Annotated in this window: 27 protein-coding genes and 1 tRNA gene; 23 read left to right on the plus strand and 5 right to left on the minus strand. The window is 70.0% G+C overall.

Annotated elements, in window-relative coordinates:
- Window positions 1-91 precede the first annotated feature (91 nt).
- Entirely contained in the window at window positions 92-796 is a 705-nt protein-coding gene (locus tag HD841_RS16520; RefSeq protein WP_179510002.1) for a PAS domain-containing protein, read from the minus strand.
- A gap of 395 nt (window positions 797-1191) precedes the next feature.
- Between HD841_RS16520 and HD841_RS16525 the strand changes: the two genes are divergently transcribed.
- The 20 genes from HD841_RS16525 to HD841_RS16620 all read left to right on the plus strand — a co-directional run bounded on the left by HD841_RS16525 (window position 1192) and on the right by HD841_RS16620 (window position 19202).
- Window positions 1192-1707 carry a hypothetical protein gene (locus HD841_RS16525; RefSeq protein WP_257015690.1) on the plus strand — a complete coding sequence of 172 codons (516 nt, stop codon included), beginning with the start codon at window positions 1192-1194 and terminating at the stop codon, window positions 1705-1707.
- Window positions 1704-3032: a DNA-packaging protein gene (locus tag HD841_RS16530; RefSeq protein ID WP_179510003.1), complete on the plus strand. Its 1329-nt coding sequence runs from the start codon at window positions 1704-1706 to the stop codon at window positions 3030-3032. Before HD841_RS16525 ends, HD841_RS16530 begins: the two co-directional genes overlap by 4 nt.
- 113 nt (window positions 3033-3145) lie before the next feature.
- Window positions 3146-4246 carry a phage portal protein gene (locus HD841_RS16535; protein WP_179510004.1) on the plus strand — a complete coding sequence of 367 codons (1101 nt, stop codon included), beginning with the start codon at window positions 3146-3148 and terminating at the stop codon, window positions 4244-4246.
- Window positions 4243-4548, plus strand: a complete 306-nt coding sequence (locus HD841_RS16540; protein WP_179510005.1) for a DUF6127 family protein — start codon at window positions 4243-4245, stop codon at window positions 4546-4548. Before HD841_RS16535 ends, HD841_RS16540 begins: the two co-directional genes overlap by 4 nt.
- Window positions 4545-4919, plus strand: coding sequence for an HK97 family phage prohead protease (locus tag HD841_RS16545; RefSeq protein ID WP_373563058.1), 375 nt, complete (start codon window positions 4545-4547; stop codon window positions 4917-4919). The genes HD841_RS16540 and HD841_RS16545 overlap by 4 nt, the downstream gene beginning before the upstream one ends.
- A 35-nt stretch (window positions 4920-4954) precedes the next feature.
- Window positions 4955-6004 carry a phage major capsid protein gene (locus tag HD841_RS16550; RefSeq protein ID WP_373563051.1) on the plus strand — a complete coding sequence of 350 codons (1050 nt, stop codon included), beginning with the start codon at window positions 4955-4957 and terminating at the stop codon, window positions 6002-6004.
- Between the two features lie 38 nt (window positions 6005-6042).
- Window positions 6043-6516: a hypothetical protein gene (locus HD841_RS16555; protein ID WP_179510006.1), complete on the plus strand. Its 474-nt coding sequence runs from the start codon at window positions 6043-6045 to the stop codon at window positions 6514-6516.
- The gene (gene gp17 / locus HD841_RS16560) at window positions 6513-6896 is read left to right on the plus strand and encodes a tail completion protein gp17 (RefSeq protein ID WP_179510007.1); all 384 of its coding nucleotides are present in this window, start codon (window positions 6513-6515) and stop codon (window positions 6894-6896) included. The genes HD841_RS16555 and gp17 overlap by 4 nt, the downstream gene beginning before the upstream one ends.
- An 11-nt stretch (window positions 6897-6907) precedes the next feature.
- Window positions 6908-7315 carry a phage major tail protein, TP901-1 family gene (locus HD841_RS16565; protein ID WP_179510008.1) on the plus strand — a complete coding sequence of 136 codons (408 nt, stop codon included), beginning with the start codon at window positions 6908-6910 and terminating at the stop codon, window positions 7313-7315.
- Complete coding sequence (locus HD841_RS16570) at window positions 7312-7629, plus strand: gene transfer agent family protein (RefSeq protein ID WP_179510009.1); 318 nt, start codon at window positions 7312-7314, stop codon at window positions 7627-7629. The genes HD841_RS16565 and HD841_RS16570 overlap by 4 nt, the downstream gene beginning before the upstream one ends.
- Window positions 7626-7826 (plus strand): phage tail assembly chaperone, encoded by a 201-nt coding sequence (locus HD841_RS16575; protein ID WP_179510010.1) that lies wholly within the window; start codon window positions 7626-7628, stop codon window positions 7824-7826. Before HD841_RS16570 ends, HD841_RS16575 begins: the two co-directional genes overlap by 4 nt.
- The gene (locus HD841_RS16580) at window positions 7819-8409 is read left to right on the plus strand and encodes a tail tape measure protein (protein WP_179510011.1); all 591 of its coding nucleotides are present in this window, start codon (window positions 7819-7821) and stop codon (window positions 8407-8409) included. The genes HD841_RS16575 and HD841_RS16580 overlap by 8 nt, the downstream gene beginning before the upstream one ends.
- A 229-nt stretch (window positions 8410-8638) precedes the next feature.
- On the plus strand, window positions 8639-9646 hold the full coding sequence (locus tag HD841_RS16585) for an alpha/beta hydrolase (RefSeq protein ID WP_373563052.1): 1008 nt from the start codon (window positions 8639-8641) through the stop codon (window positions 9644-9646).
- Between the two features lie 673 nt (window positions 9647-10319).
- On the plus strand, window positions 10320-12587 hold the full coding sequence (locus HD841_RS16590; RefSeq protein WP_179510013.1) for a DUF2460 domain-containing protein: 2268 nt from the start codon (window positions 10320-10322) through the stop codon (window positions 12585-12587).
- Complete coding sequence (locus tag HD841_RS16595; RefSeq protein WP_179510014.1) at window positions 12584-13408, plus strand: DUF2163 domain-containing protein; 825 nt, start codon at window positions 12584-12586, stop codon at window positions 13406-13408. Before HD841_RS16590 ends, HD841_RS16595 begins: the two co-directional genes overlap by 4 nt.
- Complete coding sequence (locus tag HD841_RS16600) at window positions 13401-13802, plus strand: peptidoglycan endopeptidase (protein WP_373563053.1); 402 nt, start codon at window positions 13401-13403, stop codon at window positions 13800-13802. The genes HD841_RS16595 and HD841_RS16600 overlap by 8 nt, the downstream gene beginning before the upstream one ends.
- Entirely contained in the window at window positions 13802-15958 is a 2157-nt protein-coding gene (locus tag HD841_RS16605) for a GTA baseplate fiber-binding domain-containing protein (RefSeq protein WP_179510015.1), read from the plus strand. Before HD841_RS16600 ends, HD841_RS16605 begins: the two co-directional genes overlap by 1 nt.
- A gap of 2 nt (window positions 15959-15960) precedes the next feature.
- Window positions 15961-16464, plus strand: a complete 504-nt coding sequence (locus HD841_RS16610; protein ID WP_179510016.1) for a DUF2793 domain-containing protein — start codon at window positions 15961-15963, stop codon at window positions 16462-16464.
- 114 nt (window positions 16465-16578) lie between these two features.
- A complete protein-coding gene (locus HD841_RS16615; protein WP_179510017.1) occupies window positions 16579-17700 on the plus strand; it encodes an OmpA family protein in 1122 nt (373 codons plus the stop codon).
- Window positions 17701-17900: 200 nt separating this feature from the next.
- The gene (locus HD841_RS16620; protein WP_179510018.1) at window positions 17901-19202 is read left to right on the plus strand and encodes a UDP-glucose dehydrogenase family protein; all 1302 of its coding nucleotides are present in this window, start codon (window positions 17901-17903) and stop codon (window positions 19200-19202) included.
- On the opposite strand, the gene ygfZ is transcribed toward HD841_RS16620, so the two are convergent.
- Window positions 19181-19906 carry a CAF17-like 4Fe-4S cluster assembly/insertion protein YgfZ gene (ygfZ, locus tag HD841_RS16625; protein ID WP_179510019.1) on the minus strand — a complete coding sequence of 242 codons (726 nt, stop codon included), beginning with the start codon at window positions 19904-19906 and terminating at the stop codon, window positions 19181-19183. The two genes, HD841_RS16620 and ygfZ, sit on opposite strands and share 22 nt — an antisense overlap.
- A 71-nt stretch (window positions 19907-19977) precedes the next feature.
- Between ygfZ and pyrC the strand changes: the two genes are divergently transcribed.
- Window positions 19978-21015 carry a dihydroorotase gene (gene pyrC, locus HD841_RS16630; protein WP_179510020.1) on the plus strand — a complete coding sequence of 346 codons (1038 nt, stop codon included), beginning with the start codon at window positions 19978-19980 and terminating at the stop codon, window positions 21013-21015.
- A gap of 25 nt (window positions 21016-21040) precedes the next feature.
- On the opposite strand, the gene HD841_RS16635 is transcribed toward pyrC, so the two are convergent.
- A complete protein-coding gene (locus HD841_RS16635; protein ID WP_179510021.1) occupies window positions 21041-21802 on the minus strand; it encodes a DUF1134 domain-containing protein in 762 nt (253 codons plus the stop codon).
- A 162-nt stretch (window positions 21803-21964) separates the two neighbouring features.
- Here HD841_RS16635 and HD841_RS16640 point away from each other — a divergent pair.
- A tRNA-Ser gene (locus HD841_RS16640) sits at window positions 21965-22054 on the plus strand.
- A 306-nt stretch (window positions 22055-22360) separates the two neighbouring features.
- Window positions 22361-23656, plus strand: a complete 1296-nt coding sequence (locus HD841_RS16645; protein WP_179510022.1) for a tyrosine-type recombinase/integrase — start codon at window positions 22361-22363, stop codon at window positions 23654-23656.
- A 5-nt stretch (window positions 23657-23661) separates the two neighbouring features.
- Here HD841_RS16645 and HD841_RS16650 read toward each other — a convergent pair whose 3' ends face one another.
- Together HD841_RS16650 and HD841_RS16655 are read right to left on the minus strand one after the other, a co-directional pair.
- Window positions 23662-23856 (minus strand): hypothetical protein, encoded by a 195-nt coding sequence (locus HD841_RS16650; RefSeq protein ID WP_179510023.1) that lies wholly within the window; start codon window positions 23854-23856, stop codon window positions 23662-23664.
- A 49-nt stretch (window positions 23857-23905) separates the two neighbouring features.
- Window positions 23906-24826 carry a hypothetical protein gene (locus tag HD841_RS16655; protein WP_179510024.1) on the minus strand — a complete coding sequence of 307 codons (921 nt, stop codon included), beginning with the start codon at window positions 24824-24826 and terminating at the stop codon, window positions 23906-23908.
- Window positions 24827-24864 lie beyond the last annotated feature (38 nt).

Consider the following 24864-nt stretch of genomic DNA (forward strand, 5'->3'; position numbering starts at 1 on the left):
GTCAATGTTCGTCTGCTCAAAGCCTGGCTCCCTTGCCCAGCCTTGAATCAGATCTTCAACTCAAACGGAATCCTATGAATGCAGACAGCGCCTAGGCGTCGACGGGCGCGCCCTGGGCGACTGCGACGAGCGAGCCGAAGATCGCCTCCAACATGGTCAGCGCCTGCGGGCTGAGCCGGATCGGCGTGTCTTCCATGATCGGGCCGGGGCGTTCGAGCTCGACGAACCCGGCATTGCCGAGCGCCAGCAGCCAGCGGCGGGCGAGCAGCCAGTCGACCGCGATGCGGTCGGCGATCTCGCGCCCCTGAATCGCCTTGGCCTCCGCCTCGGCAACATAGGCGCTGAGCAGGATTTCGGTTGCAGGATTGCCGATCAATGCCGAACCGAAAGACTGTTTGCCGCTGCGGATCGCGCTGAGCAGCAGCCGCGCCATCCGCCATTGCGCCTCGACGCTCGAGGGCGAGGTGGTCTGTTCGCGCAGCGGCTGGCAGGTCACCGCGAGCCGCAGATCGTCGCCGACCCCGATCCGCGAAACGTGGAGATTGACCCACAGGGCCTGGGCGTCGGGGCGGAGGTGGCGTTGTGTGAAGAAGCGCGGCTCGCCGGTGTCGAGGATGCGCCGCAACTGGCGTTCGGCGGCGCTGCGATCGGCGTCGGCGAGCGTCGCGAGCACGTTGCGCCCGACGATCGCCTCGCGCGGCAGGCCGAGGATCGTTTCATAGGCCGAATCGATCTCGATCACGGTAAGGTCGCGGGCGATCAGGCCATGCGCCGCCGGGCCGAGCGCCATCCTCATGATAAATCGCTGTCTGTCAGGGGGTTGTCATCATTCGTCATGGTTAGGCGGTGTGTCCCCGATCCTGGTCCGGTCCGCTGAAGGCTGGCGCCCATCGTCGGCAGCGGCTCGCATTACGAGCTACGATAGACCCGTTTGTGACACAATCTGTCGGACAGGTCGATGCGCGATTGCGTGGGATTATCGCACGTTAGACAGTCTGTTTGAGCCAGTGCAAAACGGATCGCGCCCGTGAAAGCAATCGTTATCCTATCTGGTACAAAGCGCTTGACATCGTCACGCTGATTGGGTACAGAACAGGAACGATGAGGAATTGCGGGTCGGGCCGGAGCGATGGGGTGAAGCCCCGCCGCTGCCGGCCCGATCGCGTTCCGGGGTCTATGGGGGGGACGGCGATGACGGAGAGGATCGCGGCACAGGGGAATGATGACGCGGGCGCGGGCGTCGCGCGCAGGGGTATCATGCTTCCCGAGCGCGGCCGACGCGTGCGGTGGACGGCGGCGCTGACCGGTGCATTCCTGGATCATCTGGCGCGCACCGGGAACATCCGCGCGGCGGCGGCGCATATCGGGGTCGATCACGCGCAGGTCTATTACCGGCAGCGGACCAACCCCGCCTTCGCCGCGGCCTGGCGCGCGGCGCTCGATGCGGGCTGCCTGACGATCAAGGCGCAGATGATCGCGCATATCCTGTCGGGCGGCGATCCCGAGGCGACCGACACCGGCGCCGGCCGCGGCTTCGACTGGGCCAACGCCATGCGGCTGCTGACGCTGCACGAGCAGCCGCGGGCCGGGCGGGGCAGCCGCGGCGGACCGGCGCGACAGGTCGCGACGCGTGAGGAGAGCGATACGGTGATCCTGCAACGGCTGGCCGCACTCGCCAGCCGGAAGCAGCGGGAGGCGGCGGCATGAGCGAGGCGCCCGCCGATGTGATCGCCCGGCTCGCGGCGCTGCCCGTGGCGGAGCGCGGGCCGCTGATCCGGTCGCTGCCGGTCCCGGTGCGGCGCGAACTGGCCGAACGCTGGCAGGGCGGCTGGGCGCAGGCCGGGCAGGTGCCGCCGGCCGCGGGCGACTGGCGGATCTGGCTGATCCGCGCCGGCCGCGGCTTCGGCAAGACGCGGGCGGGGGCGGAATGGGTCACCGCGCTGGCGCAGGTCGACGGCGACGCGCAGATCGCGCTGGTCGGGGCGACCGCGGCGGACGTGCGCCGGGTGATGATCGACGGCCCGAGCGGACTGCGCGCGGTCGCCAAGACCGGCCATATGCCGCGCTATACGATCACCCGGGGCGAGGTGCGCTGGCCCAACGGGGCGGTGGCCCGCGTCTATTCGGCGGATGCGCCGGACCAGCTGCGCGGCCCCGAGCATAGCGCCGCCTGGTGCGACGAGCTGGCGAAATGGCGGCGCGGCGATGCCGCCTGGGACAATCTGATGATGGGGATGCGGCGCGGTGCGCAGCCGCGCATCCTGGTGACGACGACGCCGCGGCCGACCGCGCTGATGAAGCGGGTGCTGCGCACGCGCGGGCTGGTCGAGACGCGCGGCGCGACGCGCGACAACCCCTTCCTGCCCGAGGTCTTCGTCGATCATGTCGAGGAGGCCTATGGCGGCACCGCGCTCGGCCGGCAGGAGCTGGAGGGCGAGATGGTCGAGGATCTGGCCGGCGCCCTGTGGACGCGGGCGCGGATCGAGGCGAGCCGCGCCGTCGCGCCGGTCGCACTGGTGCGCGTCGTCGTCGGCGTCGATCCGCCGGCGGGGACGATCGACGGCGCGGCGGGCGACGCCTGCGGCATCGTCGCGGTCGGACGCGACGGGGACGGCATCGCCTATGTGCTGGAGGATGCGAGCGTCGCGGCGGCGTCGCCGGAGGGCTGGGCGCGCGCGGTGGCGGATTGCGCGACGCGTCACCATGCCGACCGGGTGGTGGCGGAGGCCAATCAGGGCGGCACGATGGTGCGATCGGTGCTGCTGGCGGCGGATGTCGCGCTGCCGGTGACGCTGGTGCGGGCGAGCCGCGGCAAGGTGGCGCGGGCCGAGCCGGTGGCGACGCTCTACGAGCGCGATCGGGTGCGGCATTGCGGGCGGTTCGCCGCGCTGGAGGACGAGATGTGCGGGCTGCTCGCCGGTGGCGGCTATCACGGGCCGGGGCGCTCGCCGGACCGCGCCGACGCGCTGGTATGGGCGCTGAGCGAGTTGATGCTCGGGCGCCGCGCCACGGCGGGCGTGCGCGGCCTGTAGCACGCGCGGCGGCGCGGTCGCGGTAATCGCGAAGACGCGAAGACCGACGGGGGCGCATCGGCGGGCGCGTGCGGCGACGACGAGGGCGCCTCGACATATCAGGGGAGATCATCATGCGGTTGTTCGGACGCAGGCCGGCGCGCGAGGGCGGGCGGCCGGCCTTGTCGCGCACGGGAACGGGCGTGGCGCTGGGCGAGTGGCCGCGCTCCTACGAGGCGCAGGTGCGCGACGCCTTTGGCGGCAACGCCGTCGCGCAGCGTGCGGTGAAGCTGGTCGCGGAAAGCGTCGCGGCGGCGCCGATCGCGGCGAGCGAGCCGGCGCTCGCCGCTTTGGTCGCGGCGCGATCGGGTGGCCAGGTGCTGCTGGAGAGCGCGGCGGCGCAACTGCTGCTGCACGGCAATGCCTATGTGCAATTGCTGCGCGACGGCGAGGGCGGGGTGGCGGCGCTCTATGCGCTGCGACCCGAGCGGGTCACCGCCGAACTCGACGCGAGCGGCTGGCCGACCGCCTATGTCTATCGCGTCGGCGAGCGGCGGACGCGGCTCGATGCCGAGGGGCCGCGGCCCGATGTGGTGCACGTCCGCAGCTTCAATCCGACCGACGACCATTATGGCATCGGCTGCCTCGGCGCGGCGGCGGGGGCGGTCGCGGTCCACAATGCCGCGGCACGCTGGAACAAGGCGCTGCTCGACAATGCGGCGCGGCCATCGGGCGCGCTGGTCTACGACTCCGGCGACGGCGCGGCGCTGGCGCCCGAACAGTTCGAGCGGCTGAAGGCGGAGATGGAGGCGGGCTTCGCCGGCGCCGGCAATGCCGGGCGGCCGATGCTGCTGGAGGGCGGGCTGCGCTGGCAGCCGCTGTCGCTGAGCCCCGCCGACATGGACTTCGTCGGGCTGAAGGCGGCGGCGGCGCGCGAGATCGCGCTTGCCTTCGGCGTGCCGCCGATGCTGCTCGGGCTGCCCGGCGATGCGACCTACGCCAATTATCGCGAGGCCAATCGCGCGCTGTGGCGGCTGACGGTGCTGCCGCTCGCCGCGACGATCCTAGCCGGGCTGGCGCAGGGCCTGGGCGGCTGGTTCGCAGGGGCGACGCTGGCGGTCGACCCCGATCGCGTGCCGGCGCTGAGCGAGGATCGCGAGCGGTTGTGGGCGAGCGTCGCCGCCGCCGACTTCCTGTCGGACGACGAGAAACGGACCATGGTGGGAGTAGGATGATGAGCGAGGTTCTGGCGCAACTGATGGCGCAGGCGGCGCGCGAGGGCAGCAACATCGCGACGATGCGCGCGATCGCCGAGGAGGCGGGCGAACTGTCGGCGATGCGCGCGCTCAAGCGGCTCGGGCTGGGCGACGAGGAGGCGCGCGACGATCTCGCCGCGCTGCGCGAGCTGCTCGGCGCGTGGCGCGATGCCAAACGGTCGGCCTGGAAGGCGGTGGCGGGCTGGATGATGCGGATCGCCGGTGCGCTGCTGCTTGCCGGGCTGGCGGTGAAGCTCGGGTTCCGGGCGTGGCTGGCGTGAGCGCGGCGGTGCGGTTCGGCGGCTATGCGGCGCTGTTCGACCGCGCCGACCGGGCCGGCGACGTGATGCGCGCGGGCGCCTTCGCCGATGCCGGCGCGGTGCCGCTGCTGTGGCAGCATTGCGGGCGCCCGGTCGGCCGGATCGTCGCCATCGGCGAGGACGCGCGCGGGCTGCGCGTCGCGGGCGAGGTCGAGGAGCCCGGTGTCGCGGCGCTGGTACTCCGGGGTGCGATCGACGGACTGTCGGTCGGCTACCGGCCGCTGCGCGTCGCGCAGGGCGCGCGGCGCGAACTGCTGCGCGTGGCGCTGGTCGAGGTGAGCCTCGTGCCGGTGCCGATGCAGCCGGGGGCGCGGATCGACCGGGTCGACTGATCCGGCCCGCAGGGTTTTCAACGAGGAGAATGAAGATGGACGTGGTCGATCGGCCGGCGTTGGACGGCGCGCGCATGGCGCGGGGGGACGGTGCGCGCATGACGCGGGGGGACGGCGCGCGCGTGGCGCAGGCGGACGGGGCCTTCGAGGGCTTCGTGCGGCAGGGCGCGACGCTGGAGATGAAGGCGTTCACCGGGGTGAGCGGCGATGCGGGCGGCTATGCGGTGCCGCGCGAGATCGATGCGCAGATCGCGCGGGTGCTGACCGGCGCCTCGCCGATCCGCGCCATCGCCAATGTCGTGCAGGTCGGCTCGGCGGGCTATCGCAAGCTGATCACCACCGGCGGCACGCCGTCGGGCTGGGCGAGCGAGACCGGGCCGCGGCCGGAGACCGCGACGCCGGTGTTCACCGAACTGGCGCCGCCGATGGGCGAGCTGTACGCCAATCCGTCGGCGAGCCAGGCGATGCTCGACGATGCGGCTTTCGATGTCGAGCAATGGCTGGCGGACGAGATCGCCGTCGAATTCGCCAAGGCGGAAGGCGCGGCGTTCGTTGCCGGCAACGGCGTCAACCGGCCGCGCGGCTTCCTCAGCCAGCCGGTCTCGACCGCGGGCGACGGGGTGCGGTCGCTGGGGACGCTGCAATATCTCCCCTCGGGTGCGGCGAGCGATTTCGGCGGCGCGCCCGACGAGCGGCTCATCGACCTGATGCAGAGCCTGCGCGCGCCCTATCGCCAGGGGGCGAGCTGGGTGATGAACGCCAATACGCTGGCGCGCATCCGCAAGCTGAAGGGGAATGACGGCCATCCGCTGTGGCAGCCGGGCCTTGCCGAGGGGCAGCCGGCGCGGCTGCTCGGCTATCCCGTCGTCGAGGCGGAGGACATGCCCGACATCGCCGCCAACGCGCTCGCCATCGCCTTCGGCAATTTCGCCGCGGGCTATCTGATCGCCGAGCGCGCCGAGACCGCGATCCTGCGCGATCCCTACACCAACAAGCCGTTCGTCAGCTTCTACGCGACGCGGCGGGTCGGCGGCTGCGTCGCCGACAGCGAGGCGATCAAGCTGATGAAGTTCGCCACCGCCTGACCGCGGCGCGCGATCGGTTCGGGGGACAGGAGGCACGGATGGAGGGGGCGATACGCGCCGCGGCGGCGGCCGCGGCGGACTATCTGCGGATGGGGGAGGCGGATGCGGTGCTCGGCCGGGCGGCGGCGGCGGCGCTGGCGCTGGCGGAGGCGTTCTGCGGGCAGCGGCTGATCGTGCGCGGGTTCGAGCAGCCGCTCGTCGCCGCGCCCGGCTGGCAGCGGCTGGCGGAACTGCCGGTGCGGGCGATCACCGCACCGGCGGCGGGCGTGGCGGTCGACATCGATGCGCAGGGCATCGGCTGGGTGCGGACCGGGGCGGCGGTGACGATGGCCTATTCCGCCGGGCTGGCGGCGGGCTGGGACACGCTCGGCGCGCCGCTGCAACAGGGGGTGGTGCTGCTCGCCGCGCATCTGTTCGAGCATCGCGACGGGCGGGTCGCACCGCCCGCCGCGGTGGCGGCGCTGTGGCGGCCGTATCGGCGGATGCGGCTGTCCGCGGAGGCGCGGCGGTGAGCGCGGGGGCGGTGCTGTATGCGGCGGTGCTCGCGCATCTGCGGCGGCAGACGCGGGTGTTCGCCGCGCCGCCGCTGCGCGCGGCGATGCCGCGGGTGGTGCTCGACGACCCGGTGCTGGCCGCGGCGGATGCGAGCGGCGTCACCGGCCGCATCGGGACGATCGCCGTGACCTATGACGACATCGGCGAGCAGCCCGACCGGCTGCGCGCGCTGATCGCCGCGGTCGAGACGGCGATGGCGACCATGCCCGTCGACCTCGGCGCCGAGGGGTGGCGGCTCGCCGGGCTGCGGCTGGCGCGCAGCCGGCTGGTGCGCGGCAAGGCCGAGCATTGGACCGGCACCAGCGCGTTCGCGGTGCGGATGTTTCGGATCAACTGAGGAGACAGATGATGGCGGTGGAACGGGGCAGTGCGTTCCTGCTCAAGATCGGCGACGGCGCGCAGGTGCCGGCGTTCGCGACGGTGGCGGGGCTGCGCACGACGCAGATGAGCGTCAACGGCGAGGCGGTGGTGGTGACCAACAAGGATTCGGGCGGCTGGCGGCAGTTGCTGTCGGGCGCGGGCGTGCGCAGCGTCAGCGTGTCGGGCGCCGGCGTGTTCACCGGCTCCGCCGCCGAGGCGCGGATCAAGGGCCATGCGCTCGCCGGCACGATCGACGACTATCGGCTGAGCTTCGAGAGCGGCGACAGCATGACCGGGCGGTTCCTGGTCACCAAGCTCGACTATGCCGGCGATTTCAACGGCGAGCGATCCTATACGGTGAGCCTGGAGAGTTCCGGGCCGGTGGTGGCGTCGTGAGCGGCGCGGGTGCGAACCCGGCGCGCGGTGAATGCGCGCTGCGCGTCGACGGGTGCGAGCTGGTGCTGCGGCCGTCATTCCAGGCGCTGGTGGCGGCGGAGCAGGAGCTGGGCTCGCTGTTCGACCTCGTCGCGCGCGCGGCGGAGGGCAAGCTCGGCATCGGCGAGCTGGCCGCGCTGTTCTGGCATTGCCTGCGCGAACTGCCCGAGGGGATGACGCGCGAGCGGCTGGGCGAGGCGCTGATCGGGGTCGGGCTGGCGAAGCTGGCGCCGGTGCTGCGCGACCTGCTCCACCAGATCCTGGCGGGGCGATGAGCGGCTTTGCCGAAGCGGCGGTGCGGCTGGCGGGGGCGGCCGGGGCGGTGTTGGGGTGGAGCCCCGACGCCTTCTGGCGGGCGACGCCGGCCGAGCTGGCGGCGGTGGTGACGGCGGCGCGCGGCGGCGGGGCGGCGGTGACGCCGCCCGATGCCGCGACGCTGGCGGCGATGCGGGAGGCGTTTCCGGATGGATGAGGTGGAGCGGATGGTGGTCGGCGTGCGCGCCGACACGGCCGGCTTCGCGCGCGAGGTCGAGGCGATGCGGGGGACGCTGGAAGGCGCGCTCGGCGCCGGGGCGGAGCGGGCGGGCCGGTCGATCGAGAGCGCGCTGCTGCACGCGGTGCGCAGCGGCAAGTTCGGCTTCGAGGAGCTGAAGGGCGTGGCGCTCGCGGCGATGGCGCAGATCGCCAAGGCGGCGCTGCACGCCGGCGTCGGCGCGGTGCTGGGTGGCGGCGGCGGCCGCGGCGGCGGTGGCGGGGGCGGCGACGGTGCGGGAGAGCGGTCGGCGCTGGCCGATCTGCTGGCCGGGCTGGGCCTGCCGGGGCGTGCGACCGGCGGGCCGGTGGTGGCGGGGCGCGGCTATGTCGTCGGCGAGCGCGGGCCGGAACTGTTCGTGCCGACGGCGAGCGGACGCGTCGAGACCGCGGTGCCGGCGGCGGGTGCGCGCGACGTGCGCGTGACGATCCATGTGCAGGCCGGCGCGGGGGAGGCGCCGGCGGCGATGGAACGGTCGAGCCGCCAGATCGCGCGCGCGGTGCGGGCGGCGCTGGAGGGATGAGGAAAAGGGGCCGCACGGCACCGGCGGGACAAAGTGCGCGCGTTCGTGTTGGTCCTGCGCTTTCCCAATGAAGCCCGGGATGACGGGTGGGCCTGGCACATTGCGGACTCAGGGGAACGCCCGTGGTGGGGCCAGCAGCTTGCAGGTTCGGGGCGCGCCTCTACCCTCCTTCGATGCCGCTCGGGCGATTCGCATCCGGGGATCGCGCCCTCAACGTTGGAGACATCTTGTGTCGCGCTTCGGGTTTGTCGTGCCGTTGCTCCTTGCACTCGGTCTGGCTGGAGCCGTGTGCGCTCAGACGAACAGGACCAGCACGCCGCCGGGCAGGATCGAAGTGCCGAAGGTCGAGCGAAAGGGCGTGTGGCAACCCAACCCCGGCGGAACGCAGATCCCCCTATGGCCGGCGGACGTACCCCTTGCGAAGCCGGACACGGGCGACGAGGCCGAAGGTACGGGGAACGGCTCGCCGCTGGTCGGCGGGAGGAAATGGCATTGGGCGAGCTACGTCACCCGGCCGACCATGACCATCTACAAGCCGAAGGGACGGAACACCGGCGCGACGATGGTGGTGCTGCCCGGCGGCGGGTTCTATGCGGTGGCAACCGATCTGGAAGGCACCGAAATCTGCGACTGGGTCGTCGCAAGGGGCATGACATGCGTCATCCTGAAATACCGGACTCCACAGGTCTGGCCGAAGGTGAAGGGACTCCAGAGGCGGCCGGCGGTTTTACTGGGTCTGGAAGACGCGCACCGCGCGATGGGTTTGCTGCGTCACCGCGCCGCCACTTATGGCATCGATCCTCATAAGATCGGCGTCATCGGCTTTTCGGCCGGCGCGTACCTCGCGGCGAATATGAGCAACGACTATGCGAGAACCTATCCGGTTCGCGATGCGGCGGATCGGGTATCGCCACGGCCCGACTTCGCGATCATCGCCTATACGGCCCGTATCCGGGACGTCAGCAAGGGCAGGAATGACCTGGAACCCGCCCCGTGGGTGACGATAAACCCGAAGGCACCGCCGACGCTCATCATCCACGCGATGAACGACCCTACCGACGATGTCCGACAGCCGATGACCTATGCGCTGGCGCTCAACGACGCCGGGGTGCCGGTCGATATGCGTCTCTACGCGAGGGGAGGGCACGCCTTCGGCATGCGGCCGACCGCCGATCCGATCACACGGGAATGGCCGGCGCAGGTCGCGCAATGGCTGCACACCATCGGCATGATGTGACGGTGCAGCCGTAGGCCGGATCGACATTCAGGCTTTGGAGATAACGCCGGCCCCGGCAGGGCAAGGCTATCGTGTGGACGTTCGCTTTAGTCCGCCGCCTCCCACCCCGTCACCCCGGACCTGTTCCGGGGTGACGGATGCGAGGAGGACGCCGTCCGAACCTCGTCACCGGAGCCATAGGCGGTAGTCCTCCCCCCCAAGGGGAAGGAATTGGGCCGAATGTCGATCGGGCCTAGGCCGTGACCGGACGCCGAAACCTCCTTGTCGTCAACGACAACCGGATGCGTCGGTGAGGAGGCGCTGGCCATGACGTCGCGGCCTTGCAGGATGTCCTCGCGGGTTTTCTGTATCCTCGCTGCGCCTTCAAGGTCGTTCTTTGGATCGTACGGCGAGCTGATCACCGAGAGTTGCAGTGCCGCGAGGATGGCCGAATAGGCGGATCATGTCTGGGCCCTTCCTTGTAGATGCCTTTTCATGGTGACAGGCGAGTAATGTTGCGTTTGGTGAAGGCGGTGCGGGCGGAACGGGTCCGGCAATTGTAGCGATGCTTGTCCGTGACCGCGGGCGGTCGATGGACGATGATGGATGACGCAGGCGCTGTCGCCTGCCTCCCGCATCCCAACCGCCGCGTCCGCCGGATGTGCGATCCGTGCGGCCTTTCAGGAGATTGGATATGGCGCATTGGCTGTGCTCGCGGCGCGAGCAGCAGGCGGCGGGGTTCGTCGCACGGTTCGATCCGCGGTTCTGGACGGTCAATTTCCCGCGGCCGATGATGGCGGCGGTGACCAACCCGGCCGCCGATGCGCTGCGTGTCGACGCGGTCTTCTATACGCGCGCCGATCTGGCCGGGCTGATCTGGGAAGCGGAAGACCGGATCGATCATCCGCTGCTGCGCTATGCGACGGATCGCGATTTCCGTGGCTGTCGCCTGCGGTTCCGCTGGCGGTCGGCGGGGATCAAGCCGCTCGACGCGGTCAACGGGCCGACGCTGACGATCGAGGGGCGCGACGCCGCGGGCGTGGCGCGGGCCTGGTACGTGCGGCTGTGGAATTATGCGGCGGGTACGCCCGAGGATGCGCTGGTCACGCTCGACTTCGCGCGGCTCGACGGCGGGTTCCGGCTGCCCGACGACGCGCAGCCGGTATGGGCGGGCGATGTCGACCGGATGTTCGTGTCGCTGGTCGCGCCCGCCTATGACGGCAGCGCGACGGCGCTGGCCGGCGCGAGCGAGGGGTGGGCGGAGCTGACCGGCATCGCCTGCGACGGGCCGGGCGCGGTGCTGGCGCTGGGCGACGCGGTGGTGCCGGAGCACGGCTTCACGATCGCCAGCGGCTATGACGACAGCTACAACCTCACGCCCGCGCGGTTGCTGCGCAACGCGCTGCACCTCGGCTATCGCGGGGCGATCACGCATTACGTCGGGATGAGCCATTATTTCCGGCTCGATCCGCTCGGCGGCGGCTTCTACGTCGGGCTGAGCGGCGGCGTGCTCAACGCCGCCTGCGCCGCCTGGCATCGCGACTTCGCGGCACGGGCGAAGTCGCTCGGCTATGCCATCATCTGGTCGCTGAGCTACGAGCTGTTCGACGCGCATTGCTGGAACGACTGGAAGCAGCGCGCCGCCGACGGATCGCCGGCGCTGACCGCGTGGGCGCCGCCGTCGACCTTGCTGTCGCCGTCGCACGAGGGGGCGATGGCCTATCTGCGGCAGATCGCGGCGGCGTTCGTCGGAATCGGCGTGGCGGCGGGGCTGGCGCCGCTGTTCCAGGTCGGCGAGCCGTGGTGGTGGACGATGGCGGACGGGCGCCCGTGCCTTTACGATACGGCGGCGGTGGCGGCGTTCGCGCCAGTCGCCATCCCCAGCGTGCGCGGGCCGCTGGACGCGGCGCAGCGGGCGACGCTGGACCGGGCGGGGGCGGCGCTGGCCGCCTCGACCGCGGCGCTGGTCGGGGCGGTGAAGGCGGCGTTTCCCGCCTGCCGCAGCCATCTGCTCACCTATCTGCCCATTGTGCTCGATGCGGCGGCGCCCGAGCTGAAGCGCGCCAACATGCCGCTCGGCTGGGCAGCGCCGGCGTTCGACGTGCTGCAGCTGGAGGATTACGACTGGGTGACCGCGGGGGACAGCGGATCGAGCGTGCGCGGCGCCGCGGCGGCGCAGGCGCGGCTCGGCTATCCGCCGGCGCGGCAACAGTATCTGTCGGGCTTCGTGCTGCGCGGCGACCAGGCGGCGGCGCACTGGCCGCGGATCGAGGCGGCGGGGCAGGCGGCGCGGGCGCGCGGCGTCGCGGCGGTGGTGCTGTGGGCGCTGCCGCAGGTGATGCGCGACGGCTTCGTCCATTTCGAGGGGGAGGATGACGTGCAGGACTATGACGACGTGCTGTTCCCGATCGCGCTGGGGCGGGAGGCGGCGGTGATCCCCGGCTTCGCGACGACGATCCTGACCGCGGCGGGGGGCGCCGAGCAGCGCAACGCCGGCTGGGCGGAGGCGCGGACCCGGTACGATGTCGGGCCGGGGGTGCGCAGCGAGGCGGATATCGCGACCTTGCTGGCGTTCTTCCGTGCGCGGATGGGGCCGGCGCGCGCGTTCCGGATGCGCGATCCGTTCGATGCGGACGGCAGCGACGAGCTGCTGGGCACGGGCGACGGCGCGCGGCGACGGTTCGCGCTGGTCAAACATTATGACGCCGCCGTGCGGCGGATCGTGCGGCCGGTGGCGGGCAGCGTCCGCGTCGCGGTGGACGGGGTGGCGACGCAGGGCTTTGCGGTCGAGGCGGACGGCGTGCTGCTGCTCGATGCGGCGCCGGCGGCGGGCGCGACGGTGCGCGCGAGCTTCGCCTTCGACGTGGTGGTGCGCTTCGCCGAGGATCAGCTGCGGGTGAGCCGCACGACCTTCCTTGCCGGCGAGGCGGTGTCGGTGCCGCTGATCGAGGTGCGGCCATGAGCGCCGACGGGGGCGCGGCGGGTGCGCAGGCGCTGTCCTGTGTCGCCTTCTGCTGGCGGATCGAGCGGCGCGACGGGGTGGCGATCGGGCTGACCACGCATGACCGCGACCTGACGATCGACGGGCTGGTGCATCGCGCGGCGCCGGGCATGGTGCCATCGGCGATCGAGCGCACGGCGGGGCTGGACGCGGATACGATGGACGTGCGCGGCGCGCTGACCAGCGCGGCGATCGGCGAGGCGGACCTGCTCGCCGGGCGCTGGGACGGGGCGCGGGTGCGCGTGTTCGCGGTGGACTGGGAGACGGGGGCGGCGCTTGCCGACCTCGGCGAGGGGCGGATCGGCGCGGTCGAGCTGGGCGAGGACGGCTTCACCGCCGAGCTGGCCGGAACGAGCGCGGCGCTCGACCGGCCGGTGGTGGAGGAGACGTCGGCGGAATGCCGCGCCGAGCTGGGCGACCGGCGCTGCCGGGTGGCGATGGCGGGGCGGCGGCGGTTCGCGCGGGTGGTGACGGTCGCCGACCGGGTGGTGACGCTGGATGCCGCCGAGCCGGTGGCCGGCGCCTATGCCGGCGGGGTGCTGCGCTGGTTCGGCGGGGCGAACGCCGGGCTGGTGCAGGCGATCGACGCCTCGGCGGGGGCGAGCGTGACGGTGCGGAGCCCGCCGGCCTTTGCGGTGGCGGCGGGCGCGTTGGTCGAAGTGAGCGAGGGATGCGACAAGAGTTTCGCGACCTGCGCGGCGCGGTTCGGCAATGCCGCGAACTTCCGCGGTGAGCCGCATCTGCCGGGGATCGACCTGCTGACGCGCTATCCCGGTGGCTGAGGGAGCGGCGGTCGCCGCAGCGGCGCTGGCGCTGGTCGGGGCACCGTTCCGGCTGCACGGCCGCGAGCCGGCGAGCGGGCTCGATTGCATCGGGGTCATCGTGGCAGCGTTGCGCGCGGCGGGTTGGGCTGGCGCGGTGCCGAGCGGCTACGCGCTGCGCGGCGGCGATCCCGCGACGGTGATCGCGCGGTTCGATGCCGTGCTGGCGCGCGGCGGCGGCGATGCGGCGGGCGACGTGCTGCTGTTCCGCGTCGGGCCGGGGCAGTTGCATGGCGCGGTGCGGGCGGGGCGCGGGATCGTGCATGCGGACGCGGGGTTGCGGCGGGTGGTCGAGCGGCCGGGGGCGGCGGACTGGCCGCTGCTCGGCGCCTGGCGCTATGAGGGGAGGGGCTGATGGCGACCTTGGTGCTGAGCACGGTCGGACAGGTGATCGGCGGACCGATCGGGGGTGCGGTCGGCGCGCTCGTCGGGCAGGCGCTCGACGCGCGGCTGTTCCGCCATGCGGCGCGCGAGGGGCCGCGGCTGACCGAGCTGGCGGTGCAGACGTCGAGCTATGGCACGCCGCTGCCCAAGCTGTTCGGCACGATGCGGGTGGCGGGCACGGTGATCTGGTCGACCGACCTGGTCGAGACGCGCGCGCGCCATCGCGGCGGCAAGGGGCAGCCGGGGATCACCACCTACAGCTATGCGGCGAGCTTTGCGGTGGCGCTGTCGGCGCGGCCGATCCTGGCGGTCGGGCGGATCTGGGCGGAGGGCAAGTTGCTGCGCGGCGCGGCGGGCGACTGGAAGAGCGAGACCGGGTTCCGGCTGCACCTGGGCGGCGAGGACCAGGCGGTCGATCCGCTGATCGCGGCGGCGATGGGGACAGTGCCGGCCTATCGGGGACTGGCCTATGCGGTGTTCGAGGGGATGCAGCTGGCGGAGTATGGCAATCGCATCCCGTCGCTGACCTTCGAAGTCGTGGCGGACGACGGGGTGGTGAGCTGCGGCGACATCGCCGCGGCGCTGGCGCCGGACGTGGCGGCGGCGGGCGGGCTGGCGCTCGGCGGCTTCGCGGCGGCGGGGAGCGTGCGCGGCGTGCTCGACACGCTGGCGATGCTCGACGGCGGCTGGTGGCGGGCCGAGGGGGCGCGGCTGGTCCGGCAGACCGATACAGGCGCGGCGGTCGTGGTGGCCGATGCCGGCATGGCGGCGAGCGGGCGGGCGGCGCGGCGGCGGCGGACGGTAGCCGCGCTCGCCAGCGTGCCGCGCGAGGTGGCGGTGGCGCATCACGATCCCGCACGCGACTATCAGATCGGCGTGCAGCGCGTGCGACGGCCGGGACCGGGCGAGCGGATCGATCGGGTCGAGCTGCCCGCGGTGCTGGGCGCCGCGGCCGCGAAGGGCGTCGCGGCGGCGCTGGTGGCGCGCGGCGAGGTCGAGCGGACGCGGCGGCAGGTGACGCTGGGGGTCGAGGGACTGGGCATCGCACCGGGCGCGATCGTGTCGCTCGCCGGCGAGCCGGGGCGGTGGCGGGTAGCGGCGAGCAGCGTGTCGAACGTGCTGACGACGCTGACGCTGGTGCCGCTCGGCGCGGCGCCGGTGGTGACGGCCGCGAGCAGCGGACGGGTCGTCGCGGCGGCGGATCGCGTCGTCGGCCGGACGCTGCTGGTCGCGGCGGAGCTGCCCGGCCTGGGCGAGGTGCCGCTGGCGGCGCCGCGGGTGTGCGTGATCGCGACTGGGGAGGGCACCGGGTGGCGGCAGGCGGCGCTGCTCTACAGCCTCGACGACGGCGCGAGCTGGACCGCGGCGGGGCCGACCGCGGCGCCAGGCGTGATCGGGCGGATCGAGGCGCTGCCGGCCGCGGCCTCGGCGCTGCTCGCCGATCGGCGCAGCCGGGCGGTGGTGCGGCTGGCGCGGCCGGACATGATGCTCGGCGATGCCGATGCGACACAGCTGGCGCAGGGCGGCAATCTGGCGCTGCTGGGCGACGAACTGCTCCAGTTCACGCGGGCGGATCCGCTCGGCGGCGGACGCTGGGCACTGTCCGGCCTGTATCGCGGGCTGCGCGGCACCGAGGCGGCGATCGCCACGCAGGCGATCGGCGACCGGTTCGCGCTGATCGAGGCGGATGCGGTCGCGACGATCGATCTGCCGGTCGCGGCGATCGGGCGGCGGCTGCGGCTGCTCGCCAGCGGGGTGGGGGATAGCGCGGCGCCGGCGGAGGCGGCGGAGGCGATCACCGGTGCGTCGGTGGCGCCGCCCGCGCCGGTCCATGTGGTCGCCGAAGCCTCAGGCGACGGCGGGCTGGCGATCCGCTGGACGCGGCGCAGCCGGGCGGGCTGGTCGTGGCCGGACGGGGTCGATGCGCCGCTGGGCGAGGAGGCGGAGGCGTATCGGGTGACCATCGCCGCCGCGGACGGATCGCAGCGCGTGATCGAGACGGCGACGGCGAGCCTCACCCTGTCTGCGGCGGCGCGACCGCCGGCCGGCACCACGATCACGATCGTCCAGCAGGGCACGCTCGCTGCGTCGCTGCCGATCCGTCTTTGGCTTGAGCATGGAGCATGACGATGACCGATCAGATCAGCGCGCGGCTGGCGCTACCGCTGCTCGCCGCCGGACAGGCGGGCAAGGAAGTGACGCATAACGAGGCGCTGATGCGGCTCGACATGCTGGTGCAGCCGGCGGTGGTGGGGCTTGGCGGCAACACGCCGCCCGCCGACCCACGGCCGGGTCAATGCTGGATCGTCGGACCCGCGCCGACCGATGCCTGGGCCGGGCACGGCGACGCGCTGGCATGCTGGACCACAGGCGGCTGGCGGTTCGCCGGTGCCGCCGACGGCCTTGTCGTCTGGAACATGTCGGCGAGTCAGCCGCTTGCCTATCGCGACGGGCGTTGGCGCGACGGCGAGGTGGTCGCCGGGCGGCTGATCATCGGCGGTGTTCCCGTGGTCGGCCCGCGTGGCGGAGCGATCGCCGAGCCCGAGGGTGGCACTGTCGTCGACACCGCGGCACGCCAGACATTGGCGAGGATTCTCAGTGCTTTGCGCCAGCATGGTCTGATCGCGGGCTGAAATTGGGTGTGTCATCCTTGCAACAGGTCCGACCTTTTGCATTCTTGCGTGGAAACCAACCCTCGGATAGTGAGTTTGCCCTGTCCGTAGTGACACTCAAGAAAGGGGACTCCTATGCGGAAGCTTGCCGTCGTACTGGCACTGGCATCCACCGCGCTCGCCACTCCCGCCCTCGCCCGCGACAAGTCGTGGTACGTTGGCGTCGAAGGCGGCGCGATGATCGTCGAAGACATCGATTATGATATCGCCAACACCTCCAAGGCGGCCACGGTCGACCACAACTATGGCTACGACGTCGATGGCGTCATCGGCTACGATTTCGGCGGCTTCCGCGTCGAGACCGAAGTCGGCTACCGTTCGGCGACTGTCGACGGCTATAGCTCGACCCTGACCACCCCGGCGTACAACACCGCCGGTGCGCTCGTCTCGGTTCCGGCCGGCACCTACGACTATGCCGGTGGCAAGACCTCGGCGCTCAGCTTCATGCTGAACGGCCTGCTCGACTTCGGTGAAGACGACGGCATCCAGGGCTTCGTCGGCGGCGGTGTCGGCGTGGCTCGCGTCAAGGCGAATTACGCGCTCAACACCCGTGGCAACTTCGTCGACGATTCCGACACCGTGTTCGCATGGCAGGGTCTCGCCGGCGTTCGCGCTCCGCTGACCGACCACATCGACGCGACGCTGAAGTATCGCTTCTTCAATGCCGACAACGTCAAGCTGGTCGACGCGACGAACCGTCAGTTCGACGGTCGCTTCCGTTCGCACAGCATCCTGGGTGGCGTGACCTACAACTTCGGTTCGCCGACCCCGCCGCCGCCGCCGCCGCCGCCCCCGCCGCCCCCGCCGCCCCCGCCTGCTCCGGCGCCGGTTGCAGAGGCTCCGGTCTGCTCGCCTGGTCCGTTCATCGTGTTCTTCGAATGGGACAAGTCGGACGTCACGCCTGAGGCCGCGTCGATCCTCGACAACGCCGTCAGCCAGTACCAGAGCTGCGGTAACGCGCAGGTCATGCTGGCCGGCCACGCCGATAAGTCGGGTTCGGCCAAGTACAACGTCGGCCTGTCGCAGCGCCGCGCGGACTCGGTGAAGGCGTATCTCACGTCGCATGCCATCCCCGCCGGTGTCATCTCGACGGAAGCGTTCGGTGAGAGCCGTCCGCGCGTCGACACCGCCGACGGTGTGCGCGAAGTGCAGAACCGTCGCGTGGAAGTCACCTACGGTCCCGGCGCCGGTCAGTAAGACCAGCTCCTACCGTTGGAATGCAAATCGGGAGGTCGGCGCAAGCCGGCCTCCCTTTTTGTTTGCCGCTGTTATGCGGCATCATCGGCGCAGTGCCGCGTGATCAGCCTGCGACTGGTCGCAACACGGGGAAGACTGGCAATCGCCGTGCGTTCGGCTAGAGAACGCCGGGGTTCCTCCCATCTGGCAAGAGGGTATCGATGCGCATCACGATGATCGGTTCGGGTTATGTCGGCCTGGTGTCCGGGGCCTGTTTCGCCGACTTCGGCCATGACGTGATCTGCGTCGACAAGGACGAGGGCAAGATCGCGGCGCTCAGGGCCGGGCGCATGCCGATCTACGAGCCCGGACTGGAATCGCTCGTGGCGACCAACGTCGCTGCCGGGCGGCTGACCTTCACCACCGATCTGGCGGCCTCGGTGGCGGGCGCCGATGCGATCTTCATCGCGGTGGGGACGCCGTCGCGGCGCGGCGACGGCCATGCGGATCTCAGCTATGTCTTTGCCGCGACCGAGGAGATCGCCGCGGCGGTGACCGGCCCGACCGTCGTCGTCACCAAATCGACCGTGCCGGTCGGCACCGGCGACAAGGTCGAGGCCATCCTGCGCGAGAAGCGGCCCGATGTGGCGGTCGCGGTCGTCTCCAACCCCGAATTCCTGCGCGAAGGCGCGGCGATAGGCGACTTCAAGCGGCCCGACCGCATTGTGATCGGCACCGACGACGAGGCGGCGCGCAAGGTGATGCGCGGCGTCTACCGGCCGCTCTACCTCAATGAATCGCCGATCCTGTTCACCGGCCGCCGCACCTCGGAACTGATCAAATATGCGGCCAATGCCTTCCTCGCGACCAAGATCACCTTCATCAACGAGATCGCCGACCTGTGCGAAGCCGTGGGGGCGAACGTGCAGGACGTCAGCCGCGGCATCGGCCTCGACAATCGTATCGGCGCCAAGTTCCTCCATGCCGGCCCCGGCTATGGCGGGTCCTGCTTCCCGAAGGACACGCTGGCGCTGCTCAAGACCGCCGAGGATTTCGAGAGCCCCGTCCACATCGTCGAGGCGGTGGTCAAGGTGAACGACAGCCGCAAGCGCGCGATGGGCCGCAAGGTGCTGCACGCGCTGGGCGATACGCCCAAAGGCAAGACGGTCGCGCTGCTCGGTCTGACCTTCAAGCCCAATACCGACGACATGCGCGATGCGCCGTCGATCGCCATCGCGCAGGCGCTGAGCGATGCCGGCGTCACCGTGCGGGCCTATGATCCCGAAGGGATCGAGCCGGCGCGGCGGATGATGCCCGACCTCGTCTATTGCAAGGACGCCTATGAGGCGGCGACCGGCGCCGACGCGGTCGTGATCGTCACCGAATGGGATGCGTTCCGCGCGCTCGACCTGCCCAAGCTGGCGTCGATCATGGCCGCGCCGGTGCTCGTCGATTTGCGCAACGTCTATCGTCGCGACGATGTCGAGGGCGCGGGCTTCGCCTATACCGCCGTCGGGCGCTGATCCTCGGCGAGCGCTGCGGCCAGCCAGTCCGGCCGCAGCGCATCGCCCAACGCCTCGACCCGGCGATGTTCGACCATCAGGCCGAGCTCGGGATAGCAGGCGCGGGTGCGGTCGCCCGCTTCGCCCAGAGGCGCGACGACCAGGCGGCGGTTGACCTTGGCGCGATGATGCATGCGCGCGGTATTCTCCTGGCCGATATAGCAGCCCTTGGTGAAGCTGACGCCGTTCAGCTCGCGGGCGTTGCATTCGAGCCACAGCGTCTCGCCATTGCCGAGCTCGCCGACGCCCTCGACGACGCCGAGCGACAGGCGATGCGCGCGCCAGCCCTCCGCGGGCTGCGTCTGAGCCGCGATCCAGCGATGCCCGAGGGCCCGCAGGCGCGGATCGGGGACGCCCGTTCCCGCTTCGCGCGACCAATGGACCGCGAGCCGATCGTCGCGCGCGATGGTGATCGCGCGGCGCAGGCGATAGAGGCCGAGGCGGCGGATCAGCGCATCGGCCTGGGCGTCCTCCGCATCGAGCAGCAGATCGTCGCCGTCGGGCCAGACGATGAAGTCGAACAGCGCCTTGCCCTGCGGTGTGAGCAGCGCCGCCCAGACCGGCAGCGCCCCGGTGACGTCGTTGGTCACCAGCCCCTGGAGGAAGCCGCGGACATCATCGCCGCTGAGCCGGACGAGCGCGCGATCGGTAAGGGTGGTCTGCATCGACCCTACCTAGTGCGCGGACGCGCGTCATCAAGCTGGCGGGGCGGCCCCGCCGCCGATAGGGAGGGCGGATGACCGACCGTTTGACGATCCGCCGCCCCGACGACTGGCATGTGCATCTGCGTGATGGCGCGATGCTCGCGGCGGTCGCGCACCATACCGCCCGTCAGTTCGCCCGCGCGATCATCATGCCCAATCTGACCCCGCCGGTAACCGACCTTGCCGCGGCGGAAGGCTATCGCGCGCGGATCATGGCGGCGCTGGGCGACGGCGTCGACTTCACGCCGCTGATGACCTGCTATCTGACCGATCACGCCGATGCCGGCATGATCGCGGAGGGCTATGCCGCCGGGTTGTTTGCGGCGTGTAAATTGTACCCCGCGCATGCGACGACCAATTCCGCGCACGGCGTCACCGATATCCGCCAGCTCACCGGCGTGCTCGAGACGCTGCAGCGGATCGGCATGCCATTGCTCATCCATGGCGAGGTGACCGACCGCAGCATCGACATCTTCGATCGCGAGGCGGTGTTCGTCGAGCGCGTGCTGACGCCGCTGACCCGCGACTATCCGGCGCTCAAGATCGTGCTCGAACATATCACCACGGCCGAGGCGGCGGCGTTCGTCGCCGAGGCCGCGCATCCCATCGCCGCGACGATCACGCCGCAGCATCTGCTGATCAACCGCAACGCGATCTTCGACGGCGGCCTGCGCCCGCACGCCTATTGCCTGCCGGTCGCCAAGCGCGAATCGCACCGGCTGGCGGTGCGGCGCGCGGCGGTGTCGGGCAGCCCGCGCTTCTTCCTGGGGACGGACAGCGCGCCGCATGTCGTCGGCGCCAAGGAATCGGGCTGCGGCTGCGCCGGCATCTTCAACGCGCCGTTCGCGCTCGAGGCCTATCTCCGCGTGTTCGACGAGGAGGGCGCGCTCGACCGGTTCGAGGGCTTCGCCTCGGACCATGGCGCGCGATTCTACGGATTGCCGCTCAACACGGGGACGGTGACGCTGGAACGCGCACCGGTCACCGTGCCCGACCGGATCGGCAGCGGCGACACCGCGGTCGTGCCGTTCCTGGCGGGCGAGACGCTCGGCTGGCGGCTGGTGGATTGAGCCACCCGCCGCCGCCGCGGCTGCGTCAGAAGGGCATCCACCGCGCCTTGCGGGTGATCTTCATATATCCGACGTTGACGCCGGCGCGATAGCCGACGCCGAGGCGGATCGGGATCAGCACGATATTGCCGCGGCGCAGATAGGTCGCGGCAAAGCCACCGACGAAATACAGCCGTCCTTCCGCCGCCGGGAAGCGATGGAACAGGTCGGCGGTGTCGTAGAGGTTGTAGACCAGCACGAACACCTTGTTGGCGTCACCGCCGGCGTCGAAGCCGATCGACGGGCCGGTCCAATAGACCGGCTGCTGCCCTTCGACCTTGTGGCTCATGATGCCCGAGCCATAGCGCAGCCCGACGATGAACGCGCCCGCCGCCTCGCGCCCGGCGATATAGGCGTTGGGTTCGCCCTGTTCCTTGAGCACCTTCTCCAGCAGGCCGGCGAGTCCCGCCGCACCCTTGCCGAACACGCCCTCGCCCGCGGCGAGCAGATCGTCGCGATGATAGGTTTCGGCGGCGCGGTTGACCGCCTCGGCGCGGGTCTGCTCGGACACGGACGGTGGCTGGACGTTCGCCTGGGTGGAGCCGGGCTGGGCGGTCTCGGTCTGCTCGAGCGGGGGATCGGCGGGGCGCGGCGCGGACGGCGCGGGGGCGGGCGTACGCGTCTTGGCCGGTGCCGACGTGGCAAGATCGCCGTCGATCGCCCGATTGGGATCGATCGTCGTCACCTGCGCCGGCGCACTCGCCGCCAGCAGGCTCGTCGCCGCCATGGAAAAACCGAACACACGCATGCCTACCCCCTCGGACAACCCGACGCGCGCGAGGTTAACCATCGTCGCGCTTGCCCGGCAATGAACGAAAGGCAGGTCGGCGCGAAATTCCGTCCGATCGTGCGACCGAGGCCGGTTGATCCGCCCGCACACCGCCGCTATAGCGCCAACTCTGCCGCATCCGGAGACGTGGGTGAGTGGCTGAAACCAACGCTTTGCTAAAGCGTCGTACGGGAAACCGTACCGAGGGTTCGAATCCCTCCGTCTCCGCCAGCCGCCGCGCCCCAACAGTATCAAACGAAGTCATAAGCCGCACGAATCTGCGGATTTTTGGATTTTCGGCTGTCAAACGCAGTAAACCGATTGCGGTCAATGTCGTCCTCCGGGGGGTAGCCTTGGGGGTATCGCATCAGTCAATCGGGGGTATCGGCGCGAGCGCATAAGGTAACGCAGCGGTCAATTCCTACCATCGGCAGTCAAGTTAATCCTGCGGCCCTCACCTAGATTGAACGCAAATAGGAAGTTAGTTTAGCTGATTCTAGGCTTGTGAAGAATGGGCTTAAAGGAAAAATCAGTTAAATGTTGACAGATACGCAGTGTAAGGGTGCAAAGGCACAGAGCAAGTCCTATAAGATTGCAGACGAGAAGGGGCTCCACCTTCATGTATCCACGACGGGGTGTCGATCGTGGCGGCACAAATACCGGTTCGGTGGAAAGGAAAAGCTGCGCACGCTGGGCACATACCCGGACATGACGCTTAAAGACGCCCGTAATCTGCGCGACAGCGACAAGCGCCTGCTGAGCGAAGGTAAGGATCCCATTGTTGAGGCAAAGCGGGCCGCTCTCACTAACCGCCTTGCCTCCACCGATACGTTTGAGGCGCTCGCTCGAGAGTGGCACGGAAAGCAAACGCCGCGCTGGAAGCCGGTTCACGCTGCCGACGTCATTGAGAGCCTCGAGCGGGACATCTTTGGTGATCTAGGCTCACTGCCGGTTACGCAGATTGATGCAACTCTTGTGCTCGCGGCGCTGCAAAAGGTTGAGAAGCGGGGCGCGATCGAGACGGCGCATCGGCTGCGTCAGCGCCTCTCCGCGATCTTCGGCTACGGTATCGCCAAGGGGCGCGCGGTTATCGATCCCGCGGCTTCGCTCGGTAAGGTGCTCAAGCCCAAGCCGCGGACCCGGCGTTGGCCCGCCGCGACGGCCATCGGGAAGGCGCGCGAGGTGCTGGCCATCTCGGATGCGGCGGAGGCGACACCTACTGTCAAGCTGGCATCCCGCTTTCTCGCGCTTACGGCGCAGCGACCGGGCATGGTGCGATGGATGCGCTGGGATGAACTGCGGGGGTTTGATCCCGACGTTGAGGGAACTACCGCGGAGGCGATCTGGATGGTGCCTGCCGCCAAGATGAAGCAGGAAATCACGTTGCGTGAGGACGAGGCTTTCGATCATCCGGTGCCGCTGACCCAATCCGCCGTCGAGGTTCTCCGGCAGGCATGGTTGTTTAGTGCTGGAGGCGAATACGTCTTCCCGGGCGGCCATTCGGTGCACAAGCCGATGAGTGAGAACGCGCTCAGCTATCTCTATTTGCGCGAAGGTCTGCGTGGTCGGCACGTGCCGCATGGCTGGCGTTCAAGTTTCTCGACCATCATGAACGAGTGGGTCGTCGAGAATGGCGGACCCCGCGATCCGATGATCATCGACCTGATGCTAGCCCATACGCCCACCGGCATCTCTTCGAGCGAACTGCGTTACAACCGCGCGCAATTCATCGATCGACGCCGCAAGCTGGCGTCGATCTGGTCCGGCATTTTGCTGGAAGGCGCATGCGCCGTCGATGCCCTCGTTGAAGGGCGCCGACGGCGCAAGACCTGATCACCCTACGGCTTGCGCGGGCGGCGGCAGCTCATCAGCCACGCCCAGACCTCCTCTCCCAACCACATCTTCTTGCCGCCGAAATAGAAGGGGTCGGGAAAGCCCGGCAGATTGGAATAGCGGCCGGCGCTGCTGATGCTGAAATCGGCCATCGCGGCGATCTGCTTGAGGCAGACGAACCTCGGTCCCTGATACGACATTGGTGTTCCCCGTTCTTGTGAGGATTCCCAAGTGTCAGGGTTTTCGGGGTCATTGACCCGGCAAAAACGATTCCAGAGCGTGAGCCGACGTTTTCCATTGGTTGAGAATAGCCCGCACCGTAGCGAGGGATGGCGGCGTATACGAATGCGGCTCGACCGGGCTAACTGCCTGCTCCCTGAACTCGCGGAATACGCGCTGGACGAATCTCATGAACGGGGGCGTGCGATTGGTGTTGCTCGGTGCCGCCGGCGTGATGCACAAGACCTGCCTATAAATTCTTGCAAGATCCCAGACAAAGGCATCACGTTCGTGATCAGCTTTGTTGCCTGGGCTTGCCCGTGACGCGCTCACTCCGTGCGCCTTGAGCGTCTTGGTGTTCCGACGGTGTCGCTCGCGGATCATCTCAGCCTCATTGAAGAGGGCTGCGCAGTTCGTCAGTCCGTGGATAACCCGGTTACCTGCGAACGGGTTGTCTATTGGTTGCAGCGAAATGTGCTGCCGCGCTCCTTTGTGACCGGCGGTCGGAAGGAGGTTGCCGTAAAGCGCGAGAGCGAGATCCTGCAGCGCCTTTTCCCTGACAATATCTGGCGCACCCGTCTCCTGCCAATGCGTTCTCGCTTGCTCGGCCAGCGTATCAGCAGCAGCCGCAATCTTTTGCGCACCATCACGGATCTGGCATATCAGATACAGATACGCTCGTCTTTCGGGCCGTTTGTCAAAGCCTTCGTTCGAAAGAAAGAGGCTCAAACACGCACGGGCGAGGTCGGCATGCCCACCGTGGTTGATCCGCTCCAGCGCCGCCCCGTCCAATTTGGGCGCGCCATTCTTGCCGCGCTTTGCAGCAAGGCCCTGTTCAAATGCGTCAAGCGCGAACGAATGGTCAAAAATTGACATCGCGGCCCGAACGTCGATCGAGCCGAGTCGCTTCTCGTAAGCGGTGGTGCCGTGGATCGGGTTAACTGAAGGCATTCTGCCCTTCTTGGCTTCTGTGATCTGCCTAACACCAT

The organism is Sphingomonas melonis, from assembly GCF_013409985.1.
GTDB lineage: Bacteria > Pseudomonadota > Alphaproteobacteria > Sphingomonadales > Sphingomonadaceae > Sphingomonas > Sphingomonas melonis_A.